This window comes from Pseudomonas sp. BRM28 (assembly GCF_002939405.1).
Taxonomy (GTDB): Bacteria; Pseudomonadota; Gammaproteobacteria; order Pseudomonadales; family Pseudomonadaceae; genus Aquipseudomonas; species Aquipseudomonas palmensis.
This window is the reverse complement of the sequence record NZ_PEFV01000001.1, coordinates 3569905-3591074: the sequence shown is the minus strand read 5'-3', so window position 1 is coordinate 3591074 and position 21170 is coordinate 3569905. Positions and strand designations below refer to the sequence as shown.

The window sequence follows — 21170 nt, the reverse complement described above, 5'->3', positions numbered from 1 at the left end:
GAACCCGCCTACTGGCGTGCAGGCACCGGCCACAAGGCGATCAACAGCAGCAGCAAGGCGGCCATCAGGTACGGCAGGCGCGGGTCCAGGGCATAGATCAGGGTGCCGGCCAGCGGCCCGATCACCGTGCCCAGGGCCTGTGCCGCGCCCACAGAGCCTGCGGTCGCGCCCTGTTCACCGGCATCCACCGCGTTCGCCGCCAGCGCCTGGAACGCCGGGAACACCCAGCCCATGCCGGCCGCAGCGACGAAGTAGCACGCCCACAGCATGCCCACGCTGTCGGCCAGGGCGCCGCTGGCAAAACCCAGCGCACTGATGCAGCCGCCCACGCGGATCATGCGCAGCGGCGGCCATTGCAGCTTGCTCACCAGCACCTGCGAGAAGATCAGCGCCGCACCCACCATGGTCAGGGCAATGCCCGCCGCCTGGGCGGCATCGGCAGGCGCCAGGCCCAGGCGGTCAAGGGCAAAGAAGCCTACGGTGATCTGCGCCAGCGACACGCACAGCATCGCCACGAAGGCCACCGTGAGCGGGCGAAGCAGGCGCGGGTCGGTCAGGCTGACGGGGCGGGGCGGTTGCCTCAGGTGCAGCTCCTGACCCTTGAGCTTGAACTGCAGTACCAGCAATGCCAGCAGTGGCAGCACCGACATCGCATAGAACGGCAGGCTCAGGCTGTGGCGCGCCAGCAGCGCGGCCAGTGCCGGGCCCATCACCAGGCCCACGGCGTTCGCCGCACCCAGCGAGGCCATGGCGCGGGCGCGCTGTTGCGGTTGCATGTTGTCGGCAATCAGCGCGGCGCAGCCGACCGGCAGGGCGGCATAGAACGCACCGATCAGGCCGCGGCCGATCACCAGTGCGGCAAAGGCCAGGGAGGTGGCCGGCAGGTAGCGCAGCGCGCCATCGATGAACAGGCACAGGGCCCAATAGGCCAGGGTGAACCCCGCGGTGCCCACCAGCAGCACCCGGCGGCGACCGAAGCGGTCGCTGGCCCGGCCCCAGGGGCGCGCCAGCAGCATCCACACCACCCCGGCTACCGTGACCGCCGCCCCCGCCTGCCAGGCTGCCAGGCCCAGCACCCGGGCGATGGGGCCGATCAGGGCGACGAAGGCCATCATCGCCATGGTGCAGGCCATGTTGACCACCATCAGCGGACGCAGGTCGAAGGCGGGGGTTTTGAGCAGCGGGGGTTGCTGGGCGGTGTTCATGGCTATCCAAGGCAGAGGAGCAAGGCGGCCATTGTGCCGCAGCTGTCCCCAAGGCTAAAGCCTGTAAACGATAGTAATAATCATTTAATTGACTTCAGCCTTGTTGCTGTGGGTTAGAAGTCGCCTTGCAGGGTCACCATCAGGTTGCGCGGCTCGCCATAGAAGTTGCCCCAGCCAGCGGCGCCGACGCTGCTGTAGTAGTGCTTGTCGAACAGGTTGTTGCCGTTGAGGGCCAGGCTCCAGTTGTCATCCAGGCGATAGCCGATGCGGGCGCTCCACAGGGCGTAGCCGGGCTGCACCATCTTGGTGTTGCGGTCCACGAAGTGGTTGGCACTCTGCGCGCTGACCCCGCCGCCCACGCTCCAGCGCTGCAGGGCGCCGTCCAGGTCGTAGTTGGTCCATACACGCGCCATGTGCCTGGGCACGTAGCTGGCGGTGAAGGTGGCGTCCTGGCGTTCGTCGTCGATGCGCTTGAGGTATTCGACCTGGGTGTAGGTGTAGCCGGCCAGCACCTGCAGGCGCTCGATCAGCTCACCGCTCAGCTCGGCCTCGAAGCCCTGGGCGCGCACCTTGCCGCTGTCGGTGTAGCAGAAACCGTCGGACGACCCGCCGCATACCGTGTTGTAGTCAGCCTCGGCGCGACCCTGCTCGGTGTTGCGGAACAGGTTGAAGGCGCCATTGAGGCGACCCTGGTACCACTCGGCCTTGACCCCCACCTCATAGCTGGCACCGGTCTTGGGCTTGAGCGAGCTGCCGTCGGCCTTGGTGTAGGTGCTTTGCGGCTGGAAGATGTCGGCGTAGCTGGCGTACACCGACCAGGTGTCGTCCAGGTCGTAGATCAACGCGGCGAACGGCGTCACCTGGCCGTTTTCCTGGCTGCGGTTGCGCTGCCAGTAGTCCCAGGCCTGGGTGTAGCTGTCGCTGCTGTTGCGGTACCAGCTGACGCGGCTGCCGAGTACGGCGGTAAGGGGCTCGGCCAGCTTCAGGCGCAGGGTGGCGTAGGTGCCGAACTGACGGGTGTCGGAGGTCACCGGAATCGGCCCGCCGCGGTAGGACTCCTTCTCGTAGACCGAGTCACCCGGCTTGGGGATGTGCGGGTTGGGGTTGAACGGGTTCTGGGTGACGCCGTACAGCTCGGTCAGGTTGATCAGTTCGTAGCGGTCGCGGCCCTTGGAGCGGCTGGCGTTGGCGCCGACGATGATCTCGTGCTCCAGGCCCCAGGCCTGGAAATGGCCGTCCAGGTTGGCGTCGAAGCCGTAGTCGTCCTGGTCGTAGTCGAACAGCCCGGAGTACAGCTTCGAGGCGCCCTGGGTACTGCCCACCGGCACGGTGCCTTCGCCCATGGCGTATTGCATGTTCTGGTCGTTGTGGGTGTACATCGAGGCGACCTTGAGCGCCCAGTCTGCGTTGAAACGGTGGGTAAGGTCGGCGAACAGGCTGGTTCGCTCGCTGTCCCAGTGGTTCCACGACGCGCCCAGGCAGGTGGAGCGCGACAGCTTCAGGTCGCTGCCGTCGCTGTAGCGCGGCAGGCCCTGCCAGCAGGGCTTGGCGTCGAGCTTTTCGTAGGCCAGGCCCAGGCCCAGGGTGGTGTCCTCGTTCAGGTCGTAGTCCAGTGCGCCGTACACCACCTGGTCTTCGCGCTCGCCGATGTCGTAGAAGTACTTGCGGTCCTGCTGGGCGACCACGGCGCGCCCGCGCAGGGTGCCGGCGTCGTTGAGCGGGCCGCCGGTGTCGACCTGGGCGCGGTAGTTGTCCCAGGTGCCGGCCGACAGCGTGACGTGGGTGGCGGCCTTGTCCTGGCCGCGCTTGCGAATGAAGTTGACCCCGCCGGCCGAGCTGCCGGCGCCTTTCATCATGCCGGCGGCGCCGCGCATGATCTCGACGCGGTCGTAATAGGCCATGTCGCTGGAGAAGCTGTTGGCCTGCACGTAGTTGCCGCCCACATCCAGCGGTACGCCGTCGTACTGGTACTGGCCGGCGATCATGAAGCCGCGCGAGTAGAAGTACTTGCCGCCCATGGGCGAGTCGTGAACGGTGATGCCGGGGGTTTTCTCCATCACCTGTTCGAGGCTGGTGAGGTTCTGTTCGTCCATCATCTTGCGCGTGATGACCGTGACCGACTGCGGGGTTTCGCGCAGCGAATGCTGACCCTTGCCGATGCTGACGCTGCGCACGGTGTAGCTGTCGGTGCTGTCGCCGGTGCTGCTGGTGCGGGTGCCGTCGACGTTGGTGGCGCCCAGTTCCAGGGCGCCGTTGCTGCTGGGGGCCGGGCGCAGCGAGTAGCTGCCGTCGCCTTGTGGGAAGGCTTGCAGCCCGCTGCCGGCCAGGATGCGGCCGAGGCCGTCGAGGGTGGCGTACTGGCCTTGCAGGCCGGGGCTCTGCTTGCCGCGGGTGAGGGCGGCGTCGTAGGACAGGTTGAGGCTGCTGGCGGCGGCGAAGGCGCCGAGCACGCTGGCCAGCGAACCGGCCGGAATGTTGTAGGCCGTGCGGCTGCTGCTGACTTCATCGGCCATCGCCGAGGGGGCTGGCAGCACGCTGGCGGCCATGGCGGCGGCCAGCAGGTGGGCGGGGAGCAGGCGGGGGGAACGGGGTGACATGGGGGCCTCGTCGGATGCAGAAGGGATGCGCGAAAGGGGGTGTTTCAGACAAGGCGGATGAGAATGAGAAAAGGTACCGCGGGATGAGGAATTTTTTTTGCTGCATCAAACACTGAGCTGTGCAGGTCAAGAGCCGGCCAGACAAGGCCGGCGCCTACATCACCCGCACCCAGTACCGACCATGCCGCTCGATTCGCAAATCGAACGAGCGCGCCAGCGCCGACAGCGCTGCATCACTGTCGGTCAACGAGAAGTTGCCCGACACACGCTGCTCTGCCAGCTGCGGCGCATAGGTCAGCAACCCCGGCCGGTACCGCCCCAGCTCGTCGAGCAGATCACCCAGCCGCCAGTTCTCCACCACCAGTTGCCCCAGGCTCCACGCCGCCTGGGCGGCCGATGCCAGCTGCGGGCTATCCACCCGCTGATCACTGAACCCGCACGCCTGCCCGCTCTCCAGGCGCTGCGCCTCCCCCAGCAAGGGGCTGACCCGCACCGCATGCTCGAACACCTCGACCTCGCTGTGCCCGGCCTGCTGCGCCACGCTGAAGCGCGTGCCCAACGCCTGCACCACGCCCTGCGCGGTCTGCACCCGCAACGGCCGCTGCTGCACATCCTTGCCACTGGTAAGCAGGATGCGCCCGCGCACCAGCTGAATCAGCCGTTGCCGGCTGTCGAAGCGAATGTTCACCGCCGACGTCGTATCGAGCACCAGCTGGCTACCGTCGGCCAGAGTGACGCTGCGAATTTCACCCGTGCCACTGTGCACGTCCGCCAGCAACGCCTGCGCCGGAGTACTGCGGTAGCTGGCCCAGCCACCCAGCCCCAGCCCGGTCGCCAGCAGCAGCCCCTTGACCACGCCGCGGCGGGTCAGGCCCTGGGCTTCGGCACGCTTGAAGGCATCGAACGCCAGCCCACCCGGCACACTGGCCAGTTGCCCATGCAACTGCTCGACCCGGGCCCAGGCCCAGCCGTTCTGCGGGGCACTGTCCAACCATGCCCGCCAGGCCCGTTCCAGGCCGGGGCTGGCATCGCCGGCCATGCGCTGCACATGCCAGCGGGCGGCTTCCTTGAGCGCCTGGCGCTGCGCTTCGCGGTCGTTGCTCATGGCTGCTCGTCGAAGGCGAGCAGCAGGCAGCGCTCGGTGGTCTTGTACATGTACTTCTTCACCGAACTGAGCGAAACGCCCAGCGCCGTGGCGATTTCGCCATAGGTCATGCCCAGCCAGTTGGCCATCAGGAACGCCTGGCGCGCCTTGGCGCCGCACCCGGCCAGCAGGCGGTCGACTTCGCGCAGGGTCTCGAGAATCAGCAGGCGCTCTTCCAGCGAGATCTCCTCGTACACCGGCTGGGCGGCCAGGGCTTGGAGGTAGGCCTGTTCGAGCTTCTGGCGCCGGAAGTGGTCGATCATCACCCGCCGCGCCACGGTCGCCAGGTAGCTGCGCGGCTCGCGCAGCAGGCGCACCAGCTCCAGCGACTCGGACGAGGCGAGGATGCGCACGAAGGTGTCTTGCATCAGGTCGGCGGCGCGCTGCGGGCAGCTCAGGCGCCGGCGCAGCCAGTGCTGCAACCACAGGTGATGGTGCTGGTAGAGCTGGCCGACTTCGGCGTTGGCGGGTGAGGTGGGGGCGCTCATCCTGGCGACTTCCGGGGAAAAAGGATGCAGATGATAAGCATTCCCAAGAATGTTAGGAAGAGGGCAGGTGAAATAGCGCTGGGCGCATCGCGGGTCAAGCCCGCTCCCACGGGGTCTGCACCGTCCTGCAAGGCAGCGGTGTGGCTGTGGGAGCGGGCTTGACCCGCGAAAGGGCCGCCACGCGGCCCCTCGGCGATTACCACAACGCCAGCGTATACCCCACGATCAAGCGGTTCTCGTCGATATCGCTGGTCAACCCGCCACTGGAACGGAACGTCGCATTGCGCAATCGCACGCTCACGTTCTTCAGCGGCCCGCTCTGCACCACATAGGCGATGTCGGTGTCGCGCTCCCATTCCTTGCCGCCGCTCACCGTCGCGGTCTGGATATGGTTGCCATTCACATAGCGGGTCATGAAACTCAGCCCCGGCAGCCCCAGCGCGGCGAAGTTGTAGTCGTAGCGCGCCTGCCACGCATCGGTTTCGGCCTTGGTGAACACATTCACCGTCACCAGGTTGACCGAGTACGGGTCCAGCCCCGGGTAGGCGAAGTCGCCGTCCCCCGAGAGGTTCTGGTAGCCCAGGCCGAATTTGTGCGCGCCCACGCCCAGGGTCAGCATGCCGTTGAAGAAGCGGTTGTCGATGCGCCCGCCGTCCACCCGCGCAGCGGAACGCAGGTTGGCGTTGCCTTGTTCGCGGGTGTCGAAGTAGCGCAGGTCGCTGCGCAGGCTCACGCCTTCGGCCAGCGGCAGGTCATGCACCAGCCCGGCGTACTGCTGGCGGTAGAGGTCGTGCATCTGCGCGTAGTAGTAGCTCAGCGCCAGGTTGGGGCGCAGCGCGTAGGTGCCGCCTGCCAGGTCCAGGTGGCTGCTCTGGACACCGGCATAGCTCATCTGGTCGTTGCTCGAGGAGTCGCGCAGGTTCTGTTTTTCCAGACGGCCCACGTTCAGGGTCAGGCCGTCGATGTCCTGCGAGGTCAGCAGGCTGCCGTTGTAGGTCGAGGGCAGCAGGCGCACGTCGTTGATCGAGGCAACCGGCAAGGTGGGCTGCAAGGTGCCGAGCTTGAGCACGCTCTTGCCCAGGCGCAACTTGGCGGTCAGGCCCAGTTCGCTGTAGTCGTGCGCCGGCTCCTGGCTGGCGCCGAACGGCAGCAGGCCGGTGCCCCGGTGCGCCTTGCTGGAGTCGAGCTTCAGGCCCAGCTCGCCCAGCGCATCCAGGCCAACACCCAGTGTGCCTTCGGTGTAACCCGATTCCATGCGCAGGATGAAGCCCTGGGCCCACTCCCGCGCCTGGCTCTGGGGCGCGGCGTGCTGGCGAAAGTCGCGGCTGAAATAGAAGTTGCGGGCCTCCAGGCTGGCCTTGCTGTCCTGGATGAAATCGGCCTGCACAAGCAACGGCGCAAGCGCGGCGCACAGGCCGGCGCTGGCCGTCAGGGGACGGCGGGAAAACGACATGCAATCTACCTTTTGTTGTTGTTCTGGCGGCAGCCGCTGCTGCGGTGCGGGCATATAATTAACATATTATCTTTTTGCTCCGAAAGCCTTTGCAGGCTTGCGAGCGAAAAAAGTTAACGTGTTAACGTTATGCCCGTTGCCAGGTAGGTTGCCTGTTGCTGCGCCGCCGCGCTCAGCGCCCCGGCCACATGCTGCGCAACACGCCATCGCGGCGGACAAAACCGTGTACCAGTGCGGCGGCGATATGCACCAGCACCGTGGCAAACAGCAGGTACGCCAGCCAGCCGTGCAGGGCGCGCAGCAGGGCGTACAGGCGCAGGTCGTGGGGCGCGATGGCCGGCAGTTGCCACGGCAGCGGGTAGCCACCGGCCGATTGCATGCCCCAGCCGATCAGCGGCATGCCCAGCATCAACCCGTACAGCAGCAGGTGCGAAGCCTTGGCGGCCCACTGCTGCAGGCGTGGCAGGTCGCTGGGCAGGGGCGGGGTGGCGTAGCGCAGGCGTGTGGCGATGCGCAGCACCACCAGCACCAGCAGGGCCAGGCCGATGGCCTTGTGCAGGCTGACCAGCCAGGGGTGGCGGGGCGAGAGGTCGGCGACCATGCTCACGCCGACAAACAGCATCGCCAGGATCAACACGGCCATCAGCCAGTGCAGCAGGCGCGCCAACGGGTGGAAGCGGGTGGACGGGTGCAGGTTCATGGGTGGGCCCCCAGGGCGGTTTCGCGGCTGCGCCGGTTGAAGGATTCGGCATAGGCGGCCGAGCGGGCGGCCAGGATCGGGTCGGCCGAGGCCTGGATGCCGTCGGGCAGTATCAGCGGGTCGAAGTTCAGGTCACGGCATTCGCCCTGCTCGGGCGCATCGACGTGGTCGATCACCAGGGTGCCGGCATCAACCTGCTGGCGGGTGACGGGCCAGGGGCGCGCGGGGTCGTCCACCGGGTCGTCGGCGCCGGCCAGGGTCAGGCGCAGGGTCCAGCGCAGCGGGCCCTTGGCCAGGCGTTGCTGCAGGTCGTGCTGAAGGAAGTTCCTGTCGTCGACCTGGGCTGGCAACGGGGCGAAGTCGCTGTGCGGCTGCAGGCTCCAGCGCACGTACTGCACCTTGCCCGCCGCATCCACCAGGCGAAACGCGTTGATGCTGTTGAAGGCCGAGCTGGCAAAGCTGTCGGAGGGCTTGTAGTCCCTGGCCCACTGGCGGAAGGCGGCGCTTTCGGGATGCCTGGCGAAAAACGCCTGCAGGGCCGCCGGGTCCGGCTTGCCAGTGGCCGGGTCGGGCGTCGAGGCCAGCACCTGTTCGTAGAACCCTGCGGCATCGCTGACGGCCAACACTGGCGGGGTGTTCATGCCGGTACGCCAGCGCTGACCGTCGTCGCTGCTGAACTGCAGCGCCAGGCTGCGGGTGGCGACACTGGCGTCGGCGCTGAACGGGTTGGCGCCGCCGATGGCGAAACGTCCGATCACCGGCACTCTGGATTGGCTGAACACCCGGGCCCGCGACCAGCTGGCCGCCTGGCCGCTGCTGTCGAAATAGCCGCTCACGCACAGGCCCTTGGCGTGGTTCTTTCGATAGCCGGGGTAGTGCCCGGCCTGGGTCTCGAAGGTGTCGATGATGCGTTGCGGGGTCAGGCGCTGCGGGCCGATCCAGCCGGCAGCGTAGGCAAAGCTTGCGCCCAGGGCGGCGATACCCAGGCCGATGACGGCCAGGCGCAGGGTGCGGGCGCGACCGTTTAACGGAGTGCTCATGGCGGCGATCCGGTCAGTGAATGAGCCGGTACGACGCACCGCACCAGGTTTTATTCCACGCCGGCGGGAATAAATTTCGGCGGCGAGCGTCTGCCTCGTACACTGACTGCCAGCCGCCCAGAACCCCGACCATGAACGATCTTGATGACGACCAGTTGCGCGACATGCTCCAGCGCCTGCGCCGCTTTGCCTTGTGGCTGACCCGCGAGGCCAGCAGCGCCGACGACCTGGTGCAGGCCACGGTGGAGCGCGCCCTGAGCCGGCGCGGCCAGCAGCGTGGCGATGACAGCCTGCGCGCCTGGCTGTTCGCGATCCTGTACCGGCTGTTCATCGACGCCAAGCGCCGCGAGCGCCGGCATGCCCGCTGGCTGGCGTGGTTCGGGCGCGACGAGGCGGTGGGCAGCAGCACCGAGGATATCGTGCTCGCCGAGTCGGGCCTGGCCGCATTCGCGCGCCTGCCCACCGAGCAACGGGCACTGTTGCTGCTGGTGACTGTCGAGGGCCTGAGCTACAAGGAGGCCGCCCAGGCCCTGGACGTGCCCATTGGCACGGTGATGTCGCGCCTGTCGCGGGCGCGTGCGGCAATGCGAGAACTGGCCGAGGGCAATACGCCGCCCCCGGCATTGCGGAGGTTGAAATGAGCCGGCTGATCCCGTCCGAAGACGAGTTGCACGCCTATGTCGACGAACGCCTCGAGGCGGCGCGCCGCCGCGAGGTGGAACTGTACCTGGCAGCCCACCCCGAGCAGGCGGCGCGGGTCGAGGGCTGGCGCGCCGATGCACGCCTGCTGCGCACCGCCCTGGCCGGGCTGGCCGAGCAGCCCGCGAACCCGCGGCTCGACCCGGCAGCCGTGCGCCGCGCCGTGCGCCAGCGCCATCGCCGCCAATGGGCCAGCGCGGCGATGCTGCTGGTGGCACTGGGCATCGGTGGCCTGGGCGGCTGGCAGGCGCGCGAGTCGAGCCTGCAGGCGGGCCTCGCACCGATGGCCGATGCCGTGCAGGCGCACCGCCTGTTTGCCCAGTCGGGCACATTGGACCTGAACGTGCAGCGGCCGGGGCAATTGCAGGCCTGGCTGGGCGAGCACTTTGCCCAGGCAGGGCAGTTGCCGGACCTCTCGGCCTATGGCTTCACGCCGGTGGGCGCGCGGTTGCTCAGCAACGAGCAGGGGCCGGCGGCGCTGCTGCTGTTCCAGGATGCCAGCGGCGAGCGGGTCAGCCTGTTCCTGCGCTCGCCCGGCGAGCACTATGCGCGCATGCCCAGTGGCGAGCGGGTGGACGGCGAGTTGCAGGCCCGCTACTGGTCGCAGGGCGCCTACAACTACGCGCTGGTCAGCCCGGCAGCAGAGCCGCGTGCCGCGCAGTTGCGCCAGGCACTGGGGATTGCCCTGTAGCCGGTGCGAACAGGTCCATGAAGTGGCGTGCCTGCGGGGTGCTCTGCTCCCCCGGGCACACCATGTACAGGCCCAGCGGCGGGGTGTCGTGCAGGGCACAGAAGTGCACGCCGTCCTGACGGTTGGCCCGCGCCGCCGCCTGCGGCACCAGGGCCACGCCGAACCCGCAGCCCACCAGGCTGACCAGTGTCTGCATCTGCGCTGCCTGCTGGCTGATGCGCGGGGTGAAGCCGGCGCGTTCGCACAGGCTCAGCATCTGCTGGTGAAAGCCGCTGCCCAGGGCCGGCGGGGTGAACACGAAGTCTTCGTCTGCGGCCTCGCCCAGGTGCACCGGGCCACCGTGGGCCAGTCGGTGCCCGGCAGGCACCGCCAGCAGCAGCGGCTCGTCGAGGATCAGCCGGCTGTGCAGGCGCTCGCTCAGCCCCGGCAGCTGGCGCATGAAGGCCACGTCCAGTTCACCACCCAGCACTCCCTCGGCCAGTTGCGCCGAGGGTTGCTGCTGCAGGCTCAGGCGCACCTTGGGCCACTGCGCGCGAAACCGGCGCAGGGCCTCGAGCAGCGGCGGGTAGCCGGCCAGTGCCAGGCTGCCGATGCGCAGGTGCCCGCTGACCCCGTCGGCCACCTCGCGGGCGTGTTCGGCGCCCTGGTCCAGCAGGCTCAGGGTGGCGCGCGCGGTCTCGACGAAGGCCTGGCCGGCGCCGGTCAGGCACACCCCGCGCGAGTGACGTACCAGCAGCGTGCAACCGAGCTTCTGTTCCAGCCGCGCAATCGCCTGGCTCAGCGGCGGCTGGGCCATGTGCAGGCGTTCGGCGGCGCGGTGGATGTGCAGTTCTTCGGCAACGACGATGAACTGGCGTAACAGGCGGGTCTCGATCATGGCGGCGTCCCTGGCGCGGTGCGATATCTGACGGGTATCGGAACCGGCCTTCGATAATATTCAACTTTGCGCGGCGCGCTCGATAGGCTCGACGACTTTACAGGAGAGCGCCCATGAACTTCACCCATCGCACCTTTCTCGTCACCGGCGCCGCCCGCGGCCTGGGGCTTGCCTACGCCAGGGCCCTGGCCGAACGTGGCGCGCGGGTGGTCATTACCGACCGCGGCGCCGACCGCGCCGGCTGCGGCACCGACCCCGGCCCGGTCGAACGGGCGGCCCAGGCCCTGCAGGCGGCGGGGCACCAGGTACTCGGGCACTGCGCCGAGCTGGCCGATGAATCGGCCTGTGAGGCGCTGGTGGCACGCACTGTGGAGCAGTTCGGCGGCCTCGACGGGGTGATCCACAACGCCGGCTGGGTGGGGTACCAGCCGATCGAGCAGGTGGATGCAGGCTTTGTCGAGCGCGCCCTGGCGATCAACGTGCAGGCGCCCTTGTGGCTGTGCAAGCACGCCTGGCCGCACCTGAAGGCCAGCGCCGCGCCGCGTGTGGTACTGACGACCTCCGACCGGGCCATGTATGCGTGCTACGCGCAGACCGGGCTGGCGGCCTATGCCGCCGGCAAGATGGCGCAGCTGGGCATCATGAATGCCTTGAGCGAAGAGGGCGCCGCACACGGCATTCTGGTCAACGCGGTTTCGCCGGTGGCGCGCACGCGCATGTGGGGCGAGGAGGGCGAGCCGGATGACCTCAAGCCCGAGTGGGTGGTGCCGGGGGTGGTGTACCTGGTGTCGGACGCGTGCCAGGTGACGGGGCAGGTGCTGCGCGCCAGCAACGGGCAGTTCGTGGCCACGCGCTTCGAGGAGCAGGCGGGGGTCACCTACCCGAGGGATCTGCGCGGGGTCGAGGCGCAGCAGCCCGAGCAGGTGGCGCAGTGCTGGGCGGCGCACGGAATCTGAGGCATCGCCGGGGGATCGCGCCTACTCTTTCAGGCAGACCGTTTGCCATTGCGACCGGCCACCTGATAAAACCTGTATGCAGCATTGCGTCAGGCGTTAATACCCCGATGCCACAGCCGTTCGCTGGCGTCGTACATATGGAATCCAGAATGACCCCAAGACACGTAATCAACGCATCTGTCAGCCCCAAAGGCAGCCTGGAGACACTCTCCCAACGTGAAGTGCAGCAACTGAGCGAAGCCGGTTCCGGCAGCATCTACACCCTGTTCCGCCAGTGCGCCCTGGCCATCCTCAATACCGGCGCCCACGTCGACAACGCCAAGACCATTCTCGACGCCTACAAGGACTTCGAAGTCCGTATCCACCAGCAGGACCGCGGCGTGCGCCTTGAGCTGCTGAACGCGCCGGCCGACGCCTTCGTCGATGGCGAAATGATCGCCAGCACCCGCGAAATGCTGTTCAGCGCCCTGCGCGACATCGTCTACACCGAAAGCGAACTGGACCGCATGGGCATCGACCTGGAAAGCTCCCAGGGCATCACCGACTACGTCTTCCAGCTGCTGCGCAACGCGCGCACCCTGCGCCCGGGCGTGGAGCCGAAGATGGTGGTGTGCTGGGGCGGCCACTCGATCAGCACCGAGGAATACCAGTACACCAAGAAGGTCGGCCACGAGCTGGGCCTGCGCAAGCTGGACATCTGCACCGGCTGCGGCCCGGGCGTGATGAAGGGGCCGATGAAGGGCGCCACCATCGCCCACGCCAAGCAGCGCATGAGCATCGGTCGCTACCTGGGCCTGACCGAGCCGGGCATCATCGCCGCCGAGGCGCCGAACCCGATCGTCAACGAGCTGGTGATTCTGCCGGACATCGAAAAGCGCCTGGAAGCCTTCGTGCGCGTGGGCCACGGCATCATCATCTTCCCTGGTGGCGCAGGCACGGCCGAGGAGTTCCTGTACCTGCTGGGCATCCTGATGCACCCGGAAAACCGCGACCTGCCGTTCCCGGTGATCCTCACCGGCCCGCGCAGCGCCGAGGCGTACCTGCAGCAGTTGCATGATTTTGTCGGCGCCACCCTGGGCGAGGCGGCCCATGCGCTGTACGAGATCATCATCGACGACCCGGCCCAGGTGGCGCGGCAGATGACCGAGGGGCTCAGGCAGGTCAAGCAGTTCCGCCGCGAGCGCAACGATGCGTTCCACTTCAACTGGATGCTGAAGATCGAAGAGGGCTTCCAGCGCCCGTTCGACCCGACCCACGCCAACATGGCCAGCCTGCAGCTGAGCCGCGACTTGCCGGCACACGAGCTGGCGGCGAACCTGCGCCGGGCGTTCTCCGGGATCGTGGCGGGCAACGTGAAGGACAAGGGCATTCGCCTGATCGAGGAGCATGGGCCGTACGAGATCCATGGCGATACCGCGATCATGCAGCCACTGGACAAGCTGTTGCAGGCGTTCGTGGAGCAGCATCGGATGAAGCTGCCGGGTGGGGCGGCGTATGAGCCGTGCTACCGCGTGGTGAGCTGAAGCTTCGCCGGCAAGGCCGGCTCCTACAGACGGTGCACGACCTGTAGGAGCCGGCCTTGCCGGCGAATGGGCCAAAACGATCAGCCCTGCTGCAAACGCCTGAGCACCAACCCGGTCAGCTCATCGATCATCGGCCGGAACGCTTCGGCCGTGCAGTGCTGCCCGAGCATCACGGTGCGTGTGGTGAGGTGCGAGAACAGCGCATCGAACAGCACGTGCGGCAGTTCCGACAGCGATGCATCCGCGGCCACTGCCCCTTGCCCGCGCTGGCCTTCGAGCAAGCGCAGAATCAGCGAATGCCACACCTGCGGGCCATGCTCGTACCAGGTCTGGCCCACTTCGGGCACATGCGCCGTGCCATTGACCACCAGGCGGTAGAACGCCACGTGCCGCGGGCTGGTGACCACCGCCACCAACTGGTCGAGGATCAGCCGCAGCCCCTCGGCCAGCCCCAGGGTGCTGGTGTCCAGCTGGCGCAGGTCGATGATGAAGTCGTCGCACAGGTACTCCACCACCGCCACCAACAGCTCGTTCTTGCTGCCGAAGTAGCGGTAGATGGTGGCCTTGGAACCGCCTGCCGCGGTTACGATGGCGTCCATGCTGACGCCATCGTAGCCGTGCTCCAGAAACAGCTCGCTGGCGGTCACCAGCAGGTTGCGCCTGCGCTCCACACTTCGGCTCGTAGGGGAAGTCGGGGCACGGTGCAACGGGGTCATGGGCGCTACTCTTTGTCAGGGAGCGCGTACGCTATCACGTAATCCCCGCGATCTGGAGACTGGCGCGCACCGCCGGCCACCACCACCACGTACTGACGGCCCGAGCGCGGCGACACGTAGCTCATCGGTGTGGCCTGGCCGCCGACCGGCAGGCGACCCTTCCACACTTCCTCGCCCGTGACGATGTCCAGTGCCCGCAGGTAGTAGTCCTGGGTACCGGCATAGAACACCAGCCCGGCACCGGTGCTCACGCCGCCGCCCAGGGTGGGCATGCCCAGCGGGATCGGCAGGTTGGCACGCACGCCATTGATCACCGCGTCCTGCACCGTACCGGCCGGACGTTCCCAGACCTGCTTGCGGGTTTTCAGGTCGATGGCGGCGAACACGCCCCATGGCGGGCTCTGGCAGGGGATACCCAGTGGCGAGTTGAAGGCCTTGTGGTCGATCACGAACGGCGTGCCGTCCATCGGGTAGGTACTGCCCACGCCGTGCCCGGACTTGAGGTGCGACAGGTCGACGTTTTCACGCTTGACCAGCTTGACCACCTGCGGGATGCGGATGTCGTTGAGGAACAGGTAGCCGTTGCGCTCGTCGATGGCCGCGCCGCCCCAGTTGAAGCCACCGTAGTAACCCGGGTAGATCAGGGTGTCGCGGGTACTCGGTGCGGTGAACTCACCCTCGTAGTTGAGCTCGCGGAAGTTGATGCGGCACATCAGCTGGTCGAAGAAGGTCGCGCCCCACATGTCCTGTTCGGTCAGCGGTTCGGCGCCCAGCGCCGGCATGCCTACCGAGTAGGGTTGGGTCTTGGCTACCCAGTCGCCTTCGGCATGGGCCTGGGGCACGGGTTTTTCGACCACGTCGGCAATCGGCTTGCCGGTGCGACGGTCGAGCAGGAAGATCTGCCCGCGCTTGGTCAGCTGGATCAGCGCGGGGATCTTGCCGCCCTTGCCGTCCGGCACGTCGTACAGCGCCGGCTGGGCAGCCACGTCGTAGTCCCAGATGTCGTGGTGCACGGTCTGGAAGGTCCAGCGCTCGCGGCCGGTGGCCATGTCCAGGGCAACCACGGCAGACGAGTATTTCTCGGTCAGCGCCGGGCGATCGCCACCCCAGAAATCGGGCTGCTGGTTGCCGGTAGGCAGGTAGACCAGGCCCAGTTCGTCATCGAACGCCGGGGTAGACCACATGTTCGGCGTGCTGCGGGTATAGGTTTCGCCCTCCGGTGGCAGCTTGGTGATGGCCGGGTTGCCCAGGTCCCACGCCCATACCAGTTCGCCGGTATCGGCGCTGAAGGCACGCACCACGCCTGACGGTTCGTCGGTGGAGCGGCCATCGAAGACCCAGCCGCCGAGGATGATCAGGTTGCGTGCCACGGTGGGCGCGGAGGTGTAGGCGTAGTACGGCACGCCTTCATCCACCAGGCCCAGGCCCTGGGTCAGGTCGACCGAGCCCTTGTCGCCGAAGTCTTCGCACGGCTTGCCGGTGTCGGCGTCGATCTCGATCAGCCGTGCATCCATGGTGACCTGCACGATGCGCTTGGCGCACACACCACCCGTGGCGCGTGGGGCGGGTGCCAGGTCAGCGAACTGGAACGGCTTCTGGACCTTGGCCGGCTCGTAGTAGCCAAGGCCGCGGCAGCGGTTCCAGGTCTTGTCGTTGGCGGGCTTGGAGTCGAAGGTCCAGCGCTCCTTGCCGGTGTCGGCATCCAGCGCGATGACCTTGCTCAACGGGGTGCAGGTGTACACCGTGTCGGCGATCTGGATCGGCGTGTTCTGCGACTCGGAGGCGCCTTCGGCGATCTCGCCGGTGCGGTAGGTCCAGGCCACCTGGAGCTTGTCGATGTTGCCCTTGTTGATCTGGTCCAGCGGCGTGAAGCGCGTGCCCTGCGGGCCGTTGCTGTAGTGCTGCCAGTCCTGGGGGGTGCCGGCCGTGGTGGCCGGGGTGTCGAGCACCGGTTGGGTGGTGGCGTGCATGACCCCGTGCGGCACGAAGGTCGAGGCGCCGCCGGCCACCAGGGCCAGCCCGAACAGGGCGGCGCAGGCATGGCTGAGGCCACGTTGACGGCCGCCGGCCAGGTACGGATGCAACACCGCCGCCACCAGGCCGATCACCAGGAACGGCGCCAGGCGCGGCACCAGTGGCCAGAAGCGCAGGCCGACTTCCCACAGCGACCAGATGACGGTGGCGCCGAACACCAGCGCCATCAGGCCGGCGCCCAGCGGCTTGCGCCGGGCATAGAGCACACCGGCCAGCAGCATGCCCAGGCCGGCCAGCAGGTAGTACCACGAGCCGCCGAGGGTGGCCAGGCGCACACCGCCGACCGCCAGGGCCAGGCCACTGAGGCCGAGCAGGGTACCGAAGGTATAAAAGGCAAGGCGAGTTGAAGCAGGGGCAGGGGCCCCCGGGTTATCTGTGTTTTTCATTCCTGTTTGTCCATGACACGACCCCAGCTGCGCGGGCATGGGGGCGTGGATTCATGTTTAGTACTGTACGGTACAGTTTTATTTTGAACCTGTTCAGGCGGCAATGAAAGACAAAATGTCGCACCGGTGAAATTTTTTGTGACAATCATCGGGATCAGGATGAACAGCAAGGGGAGTGCAGACATGGTGTTGCAGGTGGTGGCGAGTACGCCCAGGACGGTGGTGGTGATGCCGGATGCGGTGTTGGCGCCGTGGGTGAACCAGGCGTTGATCGACAGCTTTGTGCTGCACCAGCCGTTTTTGCCGTGGGCCAAGGCCGCACCGGCGTTGCAGGACACGCGCAACAACCTGCGCCAGGCGTTGCTGGACCACGCGCGGGTGGCGGCCGAGAAACGTTACTTCATTCTCACGGCCGATCAGACCGCGGTGATTGGCTGTGCGGGACTGCACCCGGACCCTGCGGGCGAGCATGCGCATGTGTTGGGGTACTGGGCCAACGTCGGGTACAGCGGGCAGGGGTTGATGAGCGAAGGCATCGGCGCGCTGCTGGCGGCGCAAGATTTCGGCACCCTGCGCCTGACCGCGGCGTCGGTGAACGGCGCCAGCCATGGGCTGGCCAGGGCGCTTGGGTTCGAGGTGGTGCGGGTGGTGGAGGGTGTGCGCGATACACCGTGGCATGGGGTGCATGACACCTGGATATTCGAGCGCAGGGTTGAGGGATGATTGAGGCGGGGCTGCCTTGCAGCCCATCGCGGGTCAAGCCCGCTCCCACAGGTATTGCGATGTTCCTGGGGCCGGCGCAGTACTTGTGGGAGCGGGCTTGACCCGCGATGCGGTCAGAAGGTGGCGCGCACGCTCAGGCGCAGGTTGCGCGGCTCGCCGTACCAGCCCTGGCTGTAGAAGCCGATCTGCTCGTAGTAACGCTTGTCGAACAGGTTGTCGACATGCGCACTCACACTCAGGTGGTCGTTGAGGGCGTAACGGCTCATCAGGCTGACCAGCGTGTAGCCGCCTTGCTCCAGGTCGGTGAAACCGCCCGGCATCGCCACGTCGCTGCGTGACACGCCACTGCGCCACGTCGCGCCACCGCCCACGGTCAGTTTGTCCAGCACACCGCCCAGACGGTAGGTGCTGAACAGCTTGGCCTGGGTGCGCGGGTGGTTGGTGTTGATCGCCTTGTCGTCGGCATTGCGGGCAATGAAGTGGGTGTAGCTGGCCGACAGGTTCCACTGCTCGGTGAGCTGCCCGGCCAGCTCCAGGTCGAAGCCGTCGACCCGCGCCCCGGTGCCGGCCTTGTACGCCTGCTCATTGGGGCGCCCCTCCACGTTCGCCCCCGGGATCGCTTCGGCCAGGCCCTCCTGCTGGGTACGGTACACCGCCAGCGCTGCGTTCAGGCGACCGTCCAGGTAGCCGGCCTTGATGCCGGCCTCGTAGCTGTCACCGGTTACCGGGTCGAGGATGCTGCCGTCCGGCCCGCGCGCGTTCTGCTGGTTGAAGATGCTGGTGTAGCTGGTGTACAGGCTGTAGGTCGAGTTCAGGTCATACACCAGCCCCGCGTAGGGCGTCACTTCGTTGCGGTAGCGGTACTGGCGCAGGCTGCCGTAGTAGTCCTGGTCGATTTCCCAGTTGCTGACCCGTGCGCCAAGTATCAGGTGCAGCGGGTCGGCCAGCGACAGGCGCGTTACCGCGTAGCCGCCGTTCTGCCGGGTGTGGGTGGCATCGCCCGAGGCACGCACGTTGGACCAGGCGGGCTCGGCAATGTGGTTGCTGTTCCAGTCCATGAAGTTGCCGGTATCCGGTACCGTGCCCAGCGGCCTGAACTGGTCGATGGTCAGGTCGTCGTCGATGCTCATCGCACCGAACGCCAGCTCGTGGCTGCGGCCCAGCAGCTGGAACGGCCCGCTGGCGGTCAGGTGCCAGTCGTCACGGGTGCGTTCGCCCTCGTACTTGAGGAAGCTGGCCGACATGCCGCGCCCGGTTTCGCGGTCCGGGTAGCCGCCGCGGTACAGGTAGCGCATGCGGTAGTTGCCTTCGAAGCGGCTGTAGGCGGCGCGCAGCTTCCAGTCGTTTTCCAGCTGGTGCTCGAGGTCGACGAAGGCGGTGGTGGACTCGGTGCCGAAGTAGCCCCACTTGGTGTTGTTGGCCGCTGATCGGCCGAAGTCGGTACGCCCGCCGTCCTTGTAGAACAGCGGAAAGCCGCTGCCCATGCCGTCGGTTTCGTTCTTCTGGTACTCCAGGCTGGTGGTCAGCCGGGTGCGCGGGCCCAGTTCGCTGCTGACCACGCCGTACAAGGTGCGCGAGCCGTAGTCCAGGTAGCTGACGTGGCTGTCCTTCTGCGAATAGGCGGCCACCACCCGCGCGGCGATGCGCCCGTCCTCGGTCAGCGGGGCCGACACGTCCACATCACCCCGTCGCTCGTCCCAGCGCCCGATGCCTGCCGAGCCGCTGGCGGCGAACTCGGGCAGCGGGCGCTTGCGCACGAAGTTGACCGCCGCCGACGGGCTGCCGGCGCCGGTCAGCAGGCCGGTGGAGCCGCGCACGATCTCGACGCGATCATAGATGGCCGAGTCCATCTCGGTGGCGCCGAAGTTCCAGAAGCCGTTGATCGGCGAGGCCAGGCCGTCGAACTGGAAGTTGTCGATGGTGAAACCACGCGCCGAGAACGACAGGCGATTGCTGTCGTTGCGCACATGGGAAATGCCCGGCGCGCTGTCGAGAATCTGCGCGGTGTTGCTCAGGCCCTCGTCCTCGATCTGCTGGCGGGTCACCACGCTGACCGACTGCGGGGTTTCGCGGATCGCCATCGGCAAGCCGATGGCGGTGGACATCGCGCCGGTGGTGTAGCTGGCGCTGCCTTCGGTGGTCTGCGGCCGGTACGCCTCGCCCTGTACGTCGGTGGCCTGCAGTGTCAGCACCGGCTTTTCGGCGGACTCCTCGGCACTGGCCATCAGGGAGACAAAGGCCCCGCCCAGCAGGGCGATACGCACACTGCTGATCGGTCGGGTAGAGGGGGCAAGGCGGCGCTGCATGGGAATCGTTCTCCGCAGAGTATCGTTATCGTCTGCGTATTATTCACAGTTGCTCGCGGGGCCACGTTTGGCAGATGCCAGACTGCTTATGGGCGCTGCCAAAGCGTGCGTCGGGTGGGGAACTTCAGGCGGTTTCGCGGGGGGCGTGGCCAAAGCGCTGGCGAAACGCGGTGGCGAAATTGCTGGCATGGCGGTAGCCGACATGGTGGGCGGCCTGCTGGATCTGCCAGCCCTGTTCGAGCAACTGGCGGGCCTGGTCGAGGCGCCGGTTGCGCAGGTAGCCGAACACCGTTTCGCCGTACAGCGCGCGGAACTTGCTGCGCAGCGAGCTGCTGCTCATGCAGGCCAGGCGCGCCAGTTCGGTGAGGTCGTGCTCGTCGCCGGGCTGCTGGTGCAGGTGCTCGCGCACCCGTTCGAGCATCAGCCGGTCGCGTGGGCACAGGCCCGACGAAGGGGCCGGCAGGCTGTCGAAACTGGCTAGGCCGTGGCTGAGCAGTTGCAGGCTCAGGCCCTGGCACAACAGGTGCTGCAGGGTGCCTTGCCAGCGACCGGACAACATGTCTTCGATGGCCGCCAGCAAGTGCGCGGGCAGGGCCCAGCAACTCAGGGCCGAGCCGTGGCCGCGCAGGCGAGCCTCGATCAGCTCGGCCAAGGCCTCTTCGCCCACATCCTGCGGGCGGCGCAGCGACAGGTTGAGCCCGCGCAGGTGCGCGCCACCGCGGTGCAGTGCCGACATCGGCCGGCCATCGCCGCACAGCGCGGTGATGCAGGCGCCTGGTTGCAGGGGCTGGGTGCGGGTGTAGGTGATCGAAGCCTGACCCTGGAGTACCAGCGCGAGGGTCAGGTCGGGCATGTCCAGCGAATCGGCGCGGTAGGTGTGGAAGGCCTGCACGTCGGAGTTCACCAGGCTGAAGCCGGGGGCCAGGCGATGTTCGCTGATATGGCCCTGCATCAGGCACGGATCGTCCTCGCCGCCGTCGCCTTCGGGCAGGCTATAGTGCACGTCGTAGCGCTGGCCCAGGGCATGGAAGTCGCTCAGCAGGTAGCGGGTGGGCGCGGACAAGACAGGGCTCGGGTGTCGAAAAAAGGAAGGCGATAATAGCATTCATTCTCAAATGCAGGGTGGCTGGAGTGGGGCGGTGATGAGCGAAACATGTCAGGTGCGCCAAGCACTGGAAACGGATGCGCCGGCGATCAGCCGGGTGATTGTCCAGGCCTTGCGCACGAGCAACAGCCAGGATTATTCGCCGGCGGTGATTGCGCGGGTGGGGCAGAGTTTTTCCCCCGAGGCGCTGCTGGGGTTGATGGCGCGCCGGCAGGTGGTGGTGGCGCAGTTGGGCGGGCAGGTGGTGGGTACCGCGAGCCTGGAGGGGGACGTGGTGCGCACGGTGTTCGTGGCGCCGGACCGGCAGGGGCTGGGCATCGGTCGGGCCTTGATGCTGCATGTTGAAGAGCTGGCCGGTGCGTCGGGGGTGCAGGCGCTGCGGGTACCGTCCTCGCTGACGGCGCAGGCGTTCTATGCGCGGTTGGGGTATGCGGTGGTACGCGAGGTGGTGGAGGGGGAAGAGCGCACCATCGTGATGGCCAGGGCGCTGGGCAGGTGACACCGCGTCGGGGCATTCGCCGGCAAGG

Annotated in this window: 18 protein-coding genes; 6 read left to right on the top strand and 12 right to left on the bottom strand. The window is 67.4% G+C overall.

Annotated features, from left to right (window positions below; all coding sequences use genetic code 11):
- Window positions 1-8: 8 nt before the first annotated feature.
- The 7 genes from CR917_RS16870 to CR917_RS16840 all read right to left on the bottom strand — a co-directional run bounded on the left by CR917_RS16870 (window position 9) and on the right by CR917_RS16840 (window position 8627).
- Window positions 9-1205 carry an MFS transporter gene (locus CR917_RS16870; protein ID WP_058541248.1) on the bottom strand — a complete coding sequence of 399 codons (1197 nt, stop codon included), beginning with the start codon at window positions 1203-1205 and terminating at the stop codon, window positions 9-11.
- Between the two features lie 113 nt (window positions 1206-1318).
- The gene (locus CR917_RS16865; protein ID WP_088515182.1) at window positions 1319-3802 is read right to left on the bottom strand and encodes a TonB-dependent siderophore receptor; all 2484 of its coding nucleotides are present in this window, start codon (window positions 3800-3802) and stop codon (window positions 1319-1321) included.
- Window positions 3803-3956: 154 nt separating this feature from the next.
- Window positions 3957-4907 carry a FecR domain-containing protein gene (locus CR917_RS16860; RefSeq protein WP_104572645.1) on the bottom strand — a complete coding sequence of 317 codons (951 nt, stop codon included), beginning with the start codon at window positions 4905-4907 and terminating at the stop codon, window positions 3957-3959.
- Entirely contained in the window at window positions 4904-5434 is a 531-nt protein-coding gene (locus CR917_RS16855; protein WP_043860918.1) for a sigma-70 family RNA polymerase sigma factor, read from the bottom strand. Before CR917_RS16855 ends, CR917_RS16860 begins: the two co-directional genes overlap by 4 nt.
- Window positions 5435-5630: 196 nt before the next feature.
- A complete protein-coding gene (locus CR917_RS16850) occupies window positions 5631-6887 on the bottom strand; it encodes an OprD family porin (RefSeq protein WP_058541245.1) in 1257 nt (418 codons plus the stop codon).
- 172 nt (window positions 6888-7059) lie between these two features.
- Window positions 7060-7587, bottom strand: a complete 528-nt coding sequence (locus CR917_RS16845; RefSeq protein WP_043860916.1) for a cytochrome b — start codon at window positions 7585-7587, stop codon at window positions 7060-7062.
- The gene (locus tag CR917_RS16840; protein ID WP_104572644.1) at window positions 7584-8627 is read right to left on the bottom strand and encodes a catalase family peroxidase; all 1044 of its coding nucleotides are present in this window, start codon (window positions 8625-8627) and stop codon (window positions 7584-7586) included. Before CR917_RS16840 ends, CR917_RS16845 begins: the two co-directional genes overlap by 4 nt.
- Window positions 8628-8758: 131 nt before the next feature.
- On the opposite strand from CR917_RS16840, the gene CR917_RS16835 reads away from it, so the two are divergent.
- Both CR917_RS16835 and CR917_RS16830 read left to right on the top strand, forming a co-directional pair.
- The gene (locus tag CR917_RS16835; protein WP_054915134.1) at window positions 8759-9268 is read left to right on the top strand and encodes a sigma-70 family RNA polymerase sigma factor; all 510 of its coding nucleotides are present in this window, start codon (window positions 8759-8761) and stop codon (window positions 9266-9268) included.
- Window positions 9265-10017 (top strand): anti-sigma factor, encoded by a 753-nt coding sequence (locus CR917_RS16830; protein WP_054915133.1) that lies wholly within the window; start codon window positions 9265-9267, stop codon window positions 10015-10017. Before CR917_RS16835 ends, CR917_RS16830 begins: the two co-directional genes overlap by 4 nt.
- On the opposite strand, the gene CR917_RS16825 is transcribed toward CR917_RS16830, so the two are convergent.
- Window positions 9956-10894 carry a LysR substrate-binding domain-containing protein gene (locus tag CR917_RS16825; protein WP_043860912.1) on the bottom strand — a complete coding sequence of 313 codons (939 nt, stop codon included), beginning with the start codon at window positions 10892-10894 and terminating at the stop codon, window positions 9956-9958. The two genes, CR917_RS16830 and CR917_RS16825, sit on opposite strands and share 62 nt — an antisense overlap.
- A 113-nt stretch (window positions 10895-11007) precedes the next feature.
- On the opposite strand from CR917_RS16825, the gene CR917_RS16820 reads away from it, so the two are divergent.
- Complete coding sequence (locus CR917_RS16820; protein ID WP_104572643.1) at window positions 11008-11850, top strand: SDR family NAD(P)-dependent oxidoreductase; 843 nt, start codon at window positions 11008-11010, stop codon at window positions 11848-11850.
- A gap of 149 nt (window positions 11851-11999) precedes the next feature.
- Window positions 12000-13373, top strand: a complete 1374-nt coding sequence (gene ppnN / locus CR917_RS16815; RefSeq protein ID WP_043860910.1) for a nucleotide 5'-monophosphate nucleosidase PpnN — start codon at window positions 12000-12002, stop codon at window positions 13371-13373.
- An 80-nt stretch (window positions 13374-13453) separates the two neighbouring features.
- On the opposite strand, the gene CR917_RS27765 is transcribed toward ppnN, so the two are convergent.
- On the bottom strand, window positions 13454-14089 hold the full coding sequence (locus CR917_RS27765) for a TetR/AcrR family transcriptional regulator (RefSeq protein WP_104572642.1): 636 nt from the start codon (window positions 14087-14089) through the stop codon (window positions 13454-13456).
- Window positions 14090-14094: 5 nt separating this feature from the next.
- Complete coding sequence (locus tag CR917_RS16805) at window positions 14095-16509, bottom strand: membrane-bound PQQ-dependent dehydrogenase, glucose/quinate/shikimate family (protein ID WP_104572641.1); 2415 nt, start codon at window positions 16507-16509, stop codon at window positions 14095-14097.
- A gap of 159 nt (window positions 16510-16668) precedes the next feature.
- Between CR917_RS16805 and CR917_RS16800 the strand changes: the two genes are divergently transcribed.
- Window positions 16669-17232 carry a GNAT family N-acetyltransferase gene (locus CR917_RS16800; protein ID WP_104572640.1) on the top strand — a complete coding sequence of 188 codons (564 nt, stop codon included), beginning with the start codon at window positions 16669-16671 and terminating at the stop codon, window positions 17230-17232.
- A 113-nt stretch (window positions 17233-17345) separates the two neighbouring features.
- On the opposite strand, the gene CR917_RS16795 is transcribed toward CR917_RS16800, so the two are convergent.
- Both CR917_RS16795 and CR917_RS16790 read right to left on the bottom strand, forming a co-directional pair.
- Window positions 17346-19538 carry a TonB-dependent siderophore receptor gene (locus CR917_RS16795; protein WP_104572639.1) on the bottom strand — a complete coding sequence of 731 codons (2193 nt, stop codon included), beginning with the start codon at window positions 19536-19538 and terminating at the stop codon, window positions 17346-17348.
- A gap of 124 nt (window positions 19539-19662) precedes the next feature.
- A complete protein-coding gene (locus CR917_RS16790) occupies window positions 19663-20601 on the bottom strand; it encodes an AraC family transcriptional regulator (RefSeq protein ID WP_158255592.1) in 939 nt (312 codons plus the stop codon).
- Between the two features lie 79 nt (window positions 20602-20680).
- Here CR917_RS16790 and CR917_RS16785 point away from each other — a divergent pair, with 79 nt between their 5' ends.
- On the top strand, window positions 20681-21142 hold the full coding sequence (locus tag CR917_RS16785) for a GNAT family N-acetyltransferase (protein WP_104573184.1): 462 nt from the start codon (window positions 20681-20683) through the stop codon (window positions 21140-21142).
- The last annotated feature ends 28 nt before the right edge of the window (window positions 21143-21170 follow it).

Coding starts and splice junctions, on each gene's coding strand:
- CR917_RS16870 (WP_058541248.1), bottom strand. CDS start 1,205: ATGAACACCGCCCAGCAACCCCCGCTGCTCAAAACCCCCGCCTTCGAC.
- CR917_RS16795 (WP_104572639.1), bottom strand. CDS start 19,538: ATGCAGCGCCGCCTTGCCCCCTCTACCCGACCGATCAGCAGTGTGCGT.
- CR917_RS16865 (WP_088515182.1), bottom strand. CDS start 3,802: ATGTCACCCCGTTCCCCCCGCCTGCTCCCCGCCCACCTGCTGGCCGCC.
- CR917_RS16800 (WP_104572640.1), top strand. CDS start 16,669: ATGAACAGCAAGGGGAGTGCAGACATGGTGTTGCAGGTGGTGGCGAGT.
- CR917_RS16820 (WP_104572643.1), top strand. CDS start 11,008: ATGAACTTCACCCATCGCACCTTTCTCGTCACCGGCGCCGCCCGCGGC.
- CR917_RS16825 (WP_043860912.1), bottom strand. CDS start 10,894: ATGATCGAGACCCGCCTGTTACGCCAGTTCATCGTCGTTGCCGAAGAA.
- CR917_RS16845 (WP_043860916.1), bottom strand. CDS start 7,587: ATGAACCTGCACCCGTCCACCCGCTTCCACCCGTTGGCGCGCCTGCTG.
- CR917_RS16835 (WP_054915134.1), top strand. CDS start 8,759: ATGAACGATCTTGATGACGACCAGTTGCGCGACATGCTCCAGCGCCTG.
- CR917_RS16785 (WP_104573184.1), top strand. CDS start 20,681: ATGAGCGAAACATGTCAGGTGCGCCAAGCACTGGAAACGGATGCGCCG.
- CR917_RS27765 (WP_104572642.1), bottom strand. CDS start 14,089: ATGACCCCGTTGCACCGTGCCCCGACTTCCCCTACGAGCCGAAGTGTG.
- CR917_RS16805 (WP_104572641.1), bottom strand. CDS start 16,509: ATGAAAAACACAGATAACCCGGGGGCCCCTGCCCCTGCTTCAACTCGC.
- ppnN (WP_043860910.1), top strand. CDS start 12,000: ATGACCCCAAGACACGTAATCAACGCATCTGTCAGCCCCAAAGGCAGC.
- CR917_RS16840 (WP_104572644.1), bottom strand. CDS start 8,627: ATGAGCACTCCGTTAAACGGTCGCGCCCGCACCCTGCGCCTGGCCGTC.
- CR917_RS16855 (WP_043860918.1), bottom strand. CDS start 5,434: ATGAGCGCCCCCACCTCACCCGCCAACGCCGAAGTCGGCCAGCTCTAC.
- CR917_RS16850 (WP_058541245.1), bottom strand. CDS start 6,887: ATGTCGTTTTCCCGCCGTCCCCTGACGGCCAGCGCCGGCCTGTGCGCC.
- CR917_RS16830 (WP_054915133.1), top strand. CDS start 9,265: ATGAGCCGGCTGATCCCGTCCGAAGACGAGTTGCACGCCTATGTCGAC.
- CR917_RS16860 (WP_104572645.1), bottom strand. CDS start 4,907: ATGAGCAACGACCGCGAAGCGCAGCGCCAGGCGCTCAAGGAAGCCGCC.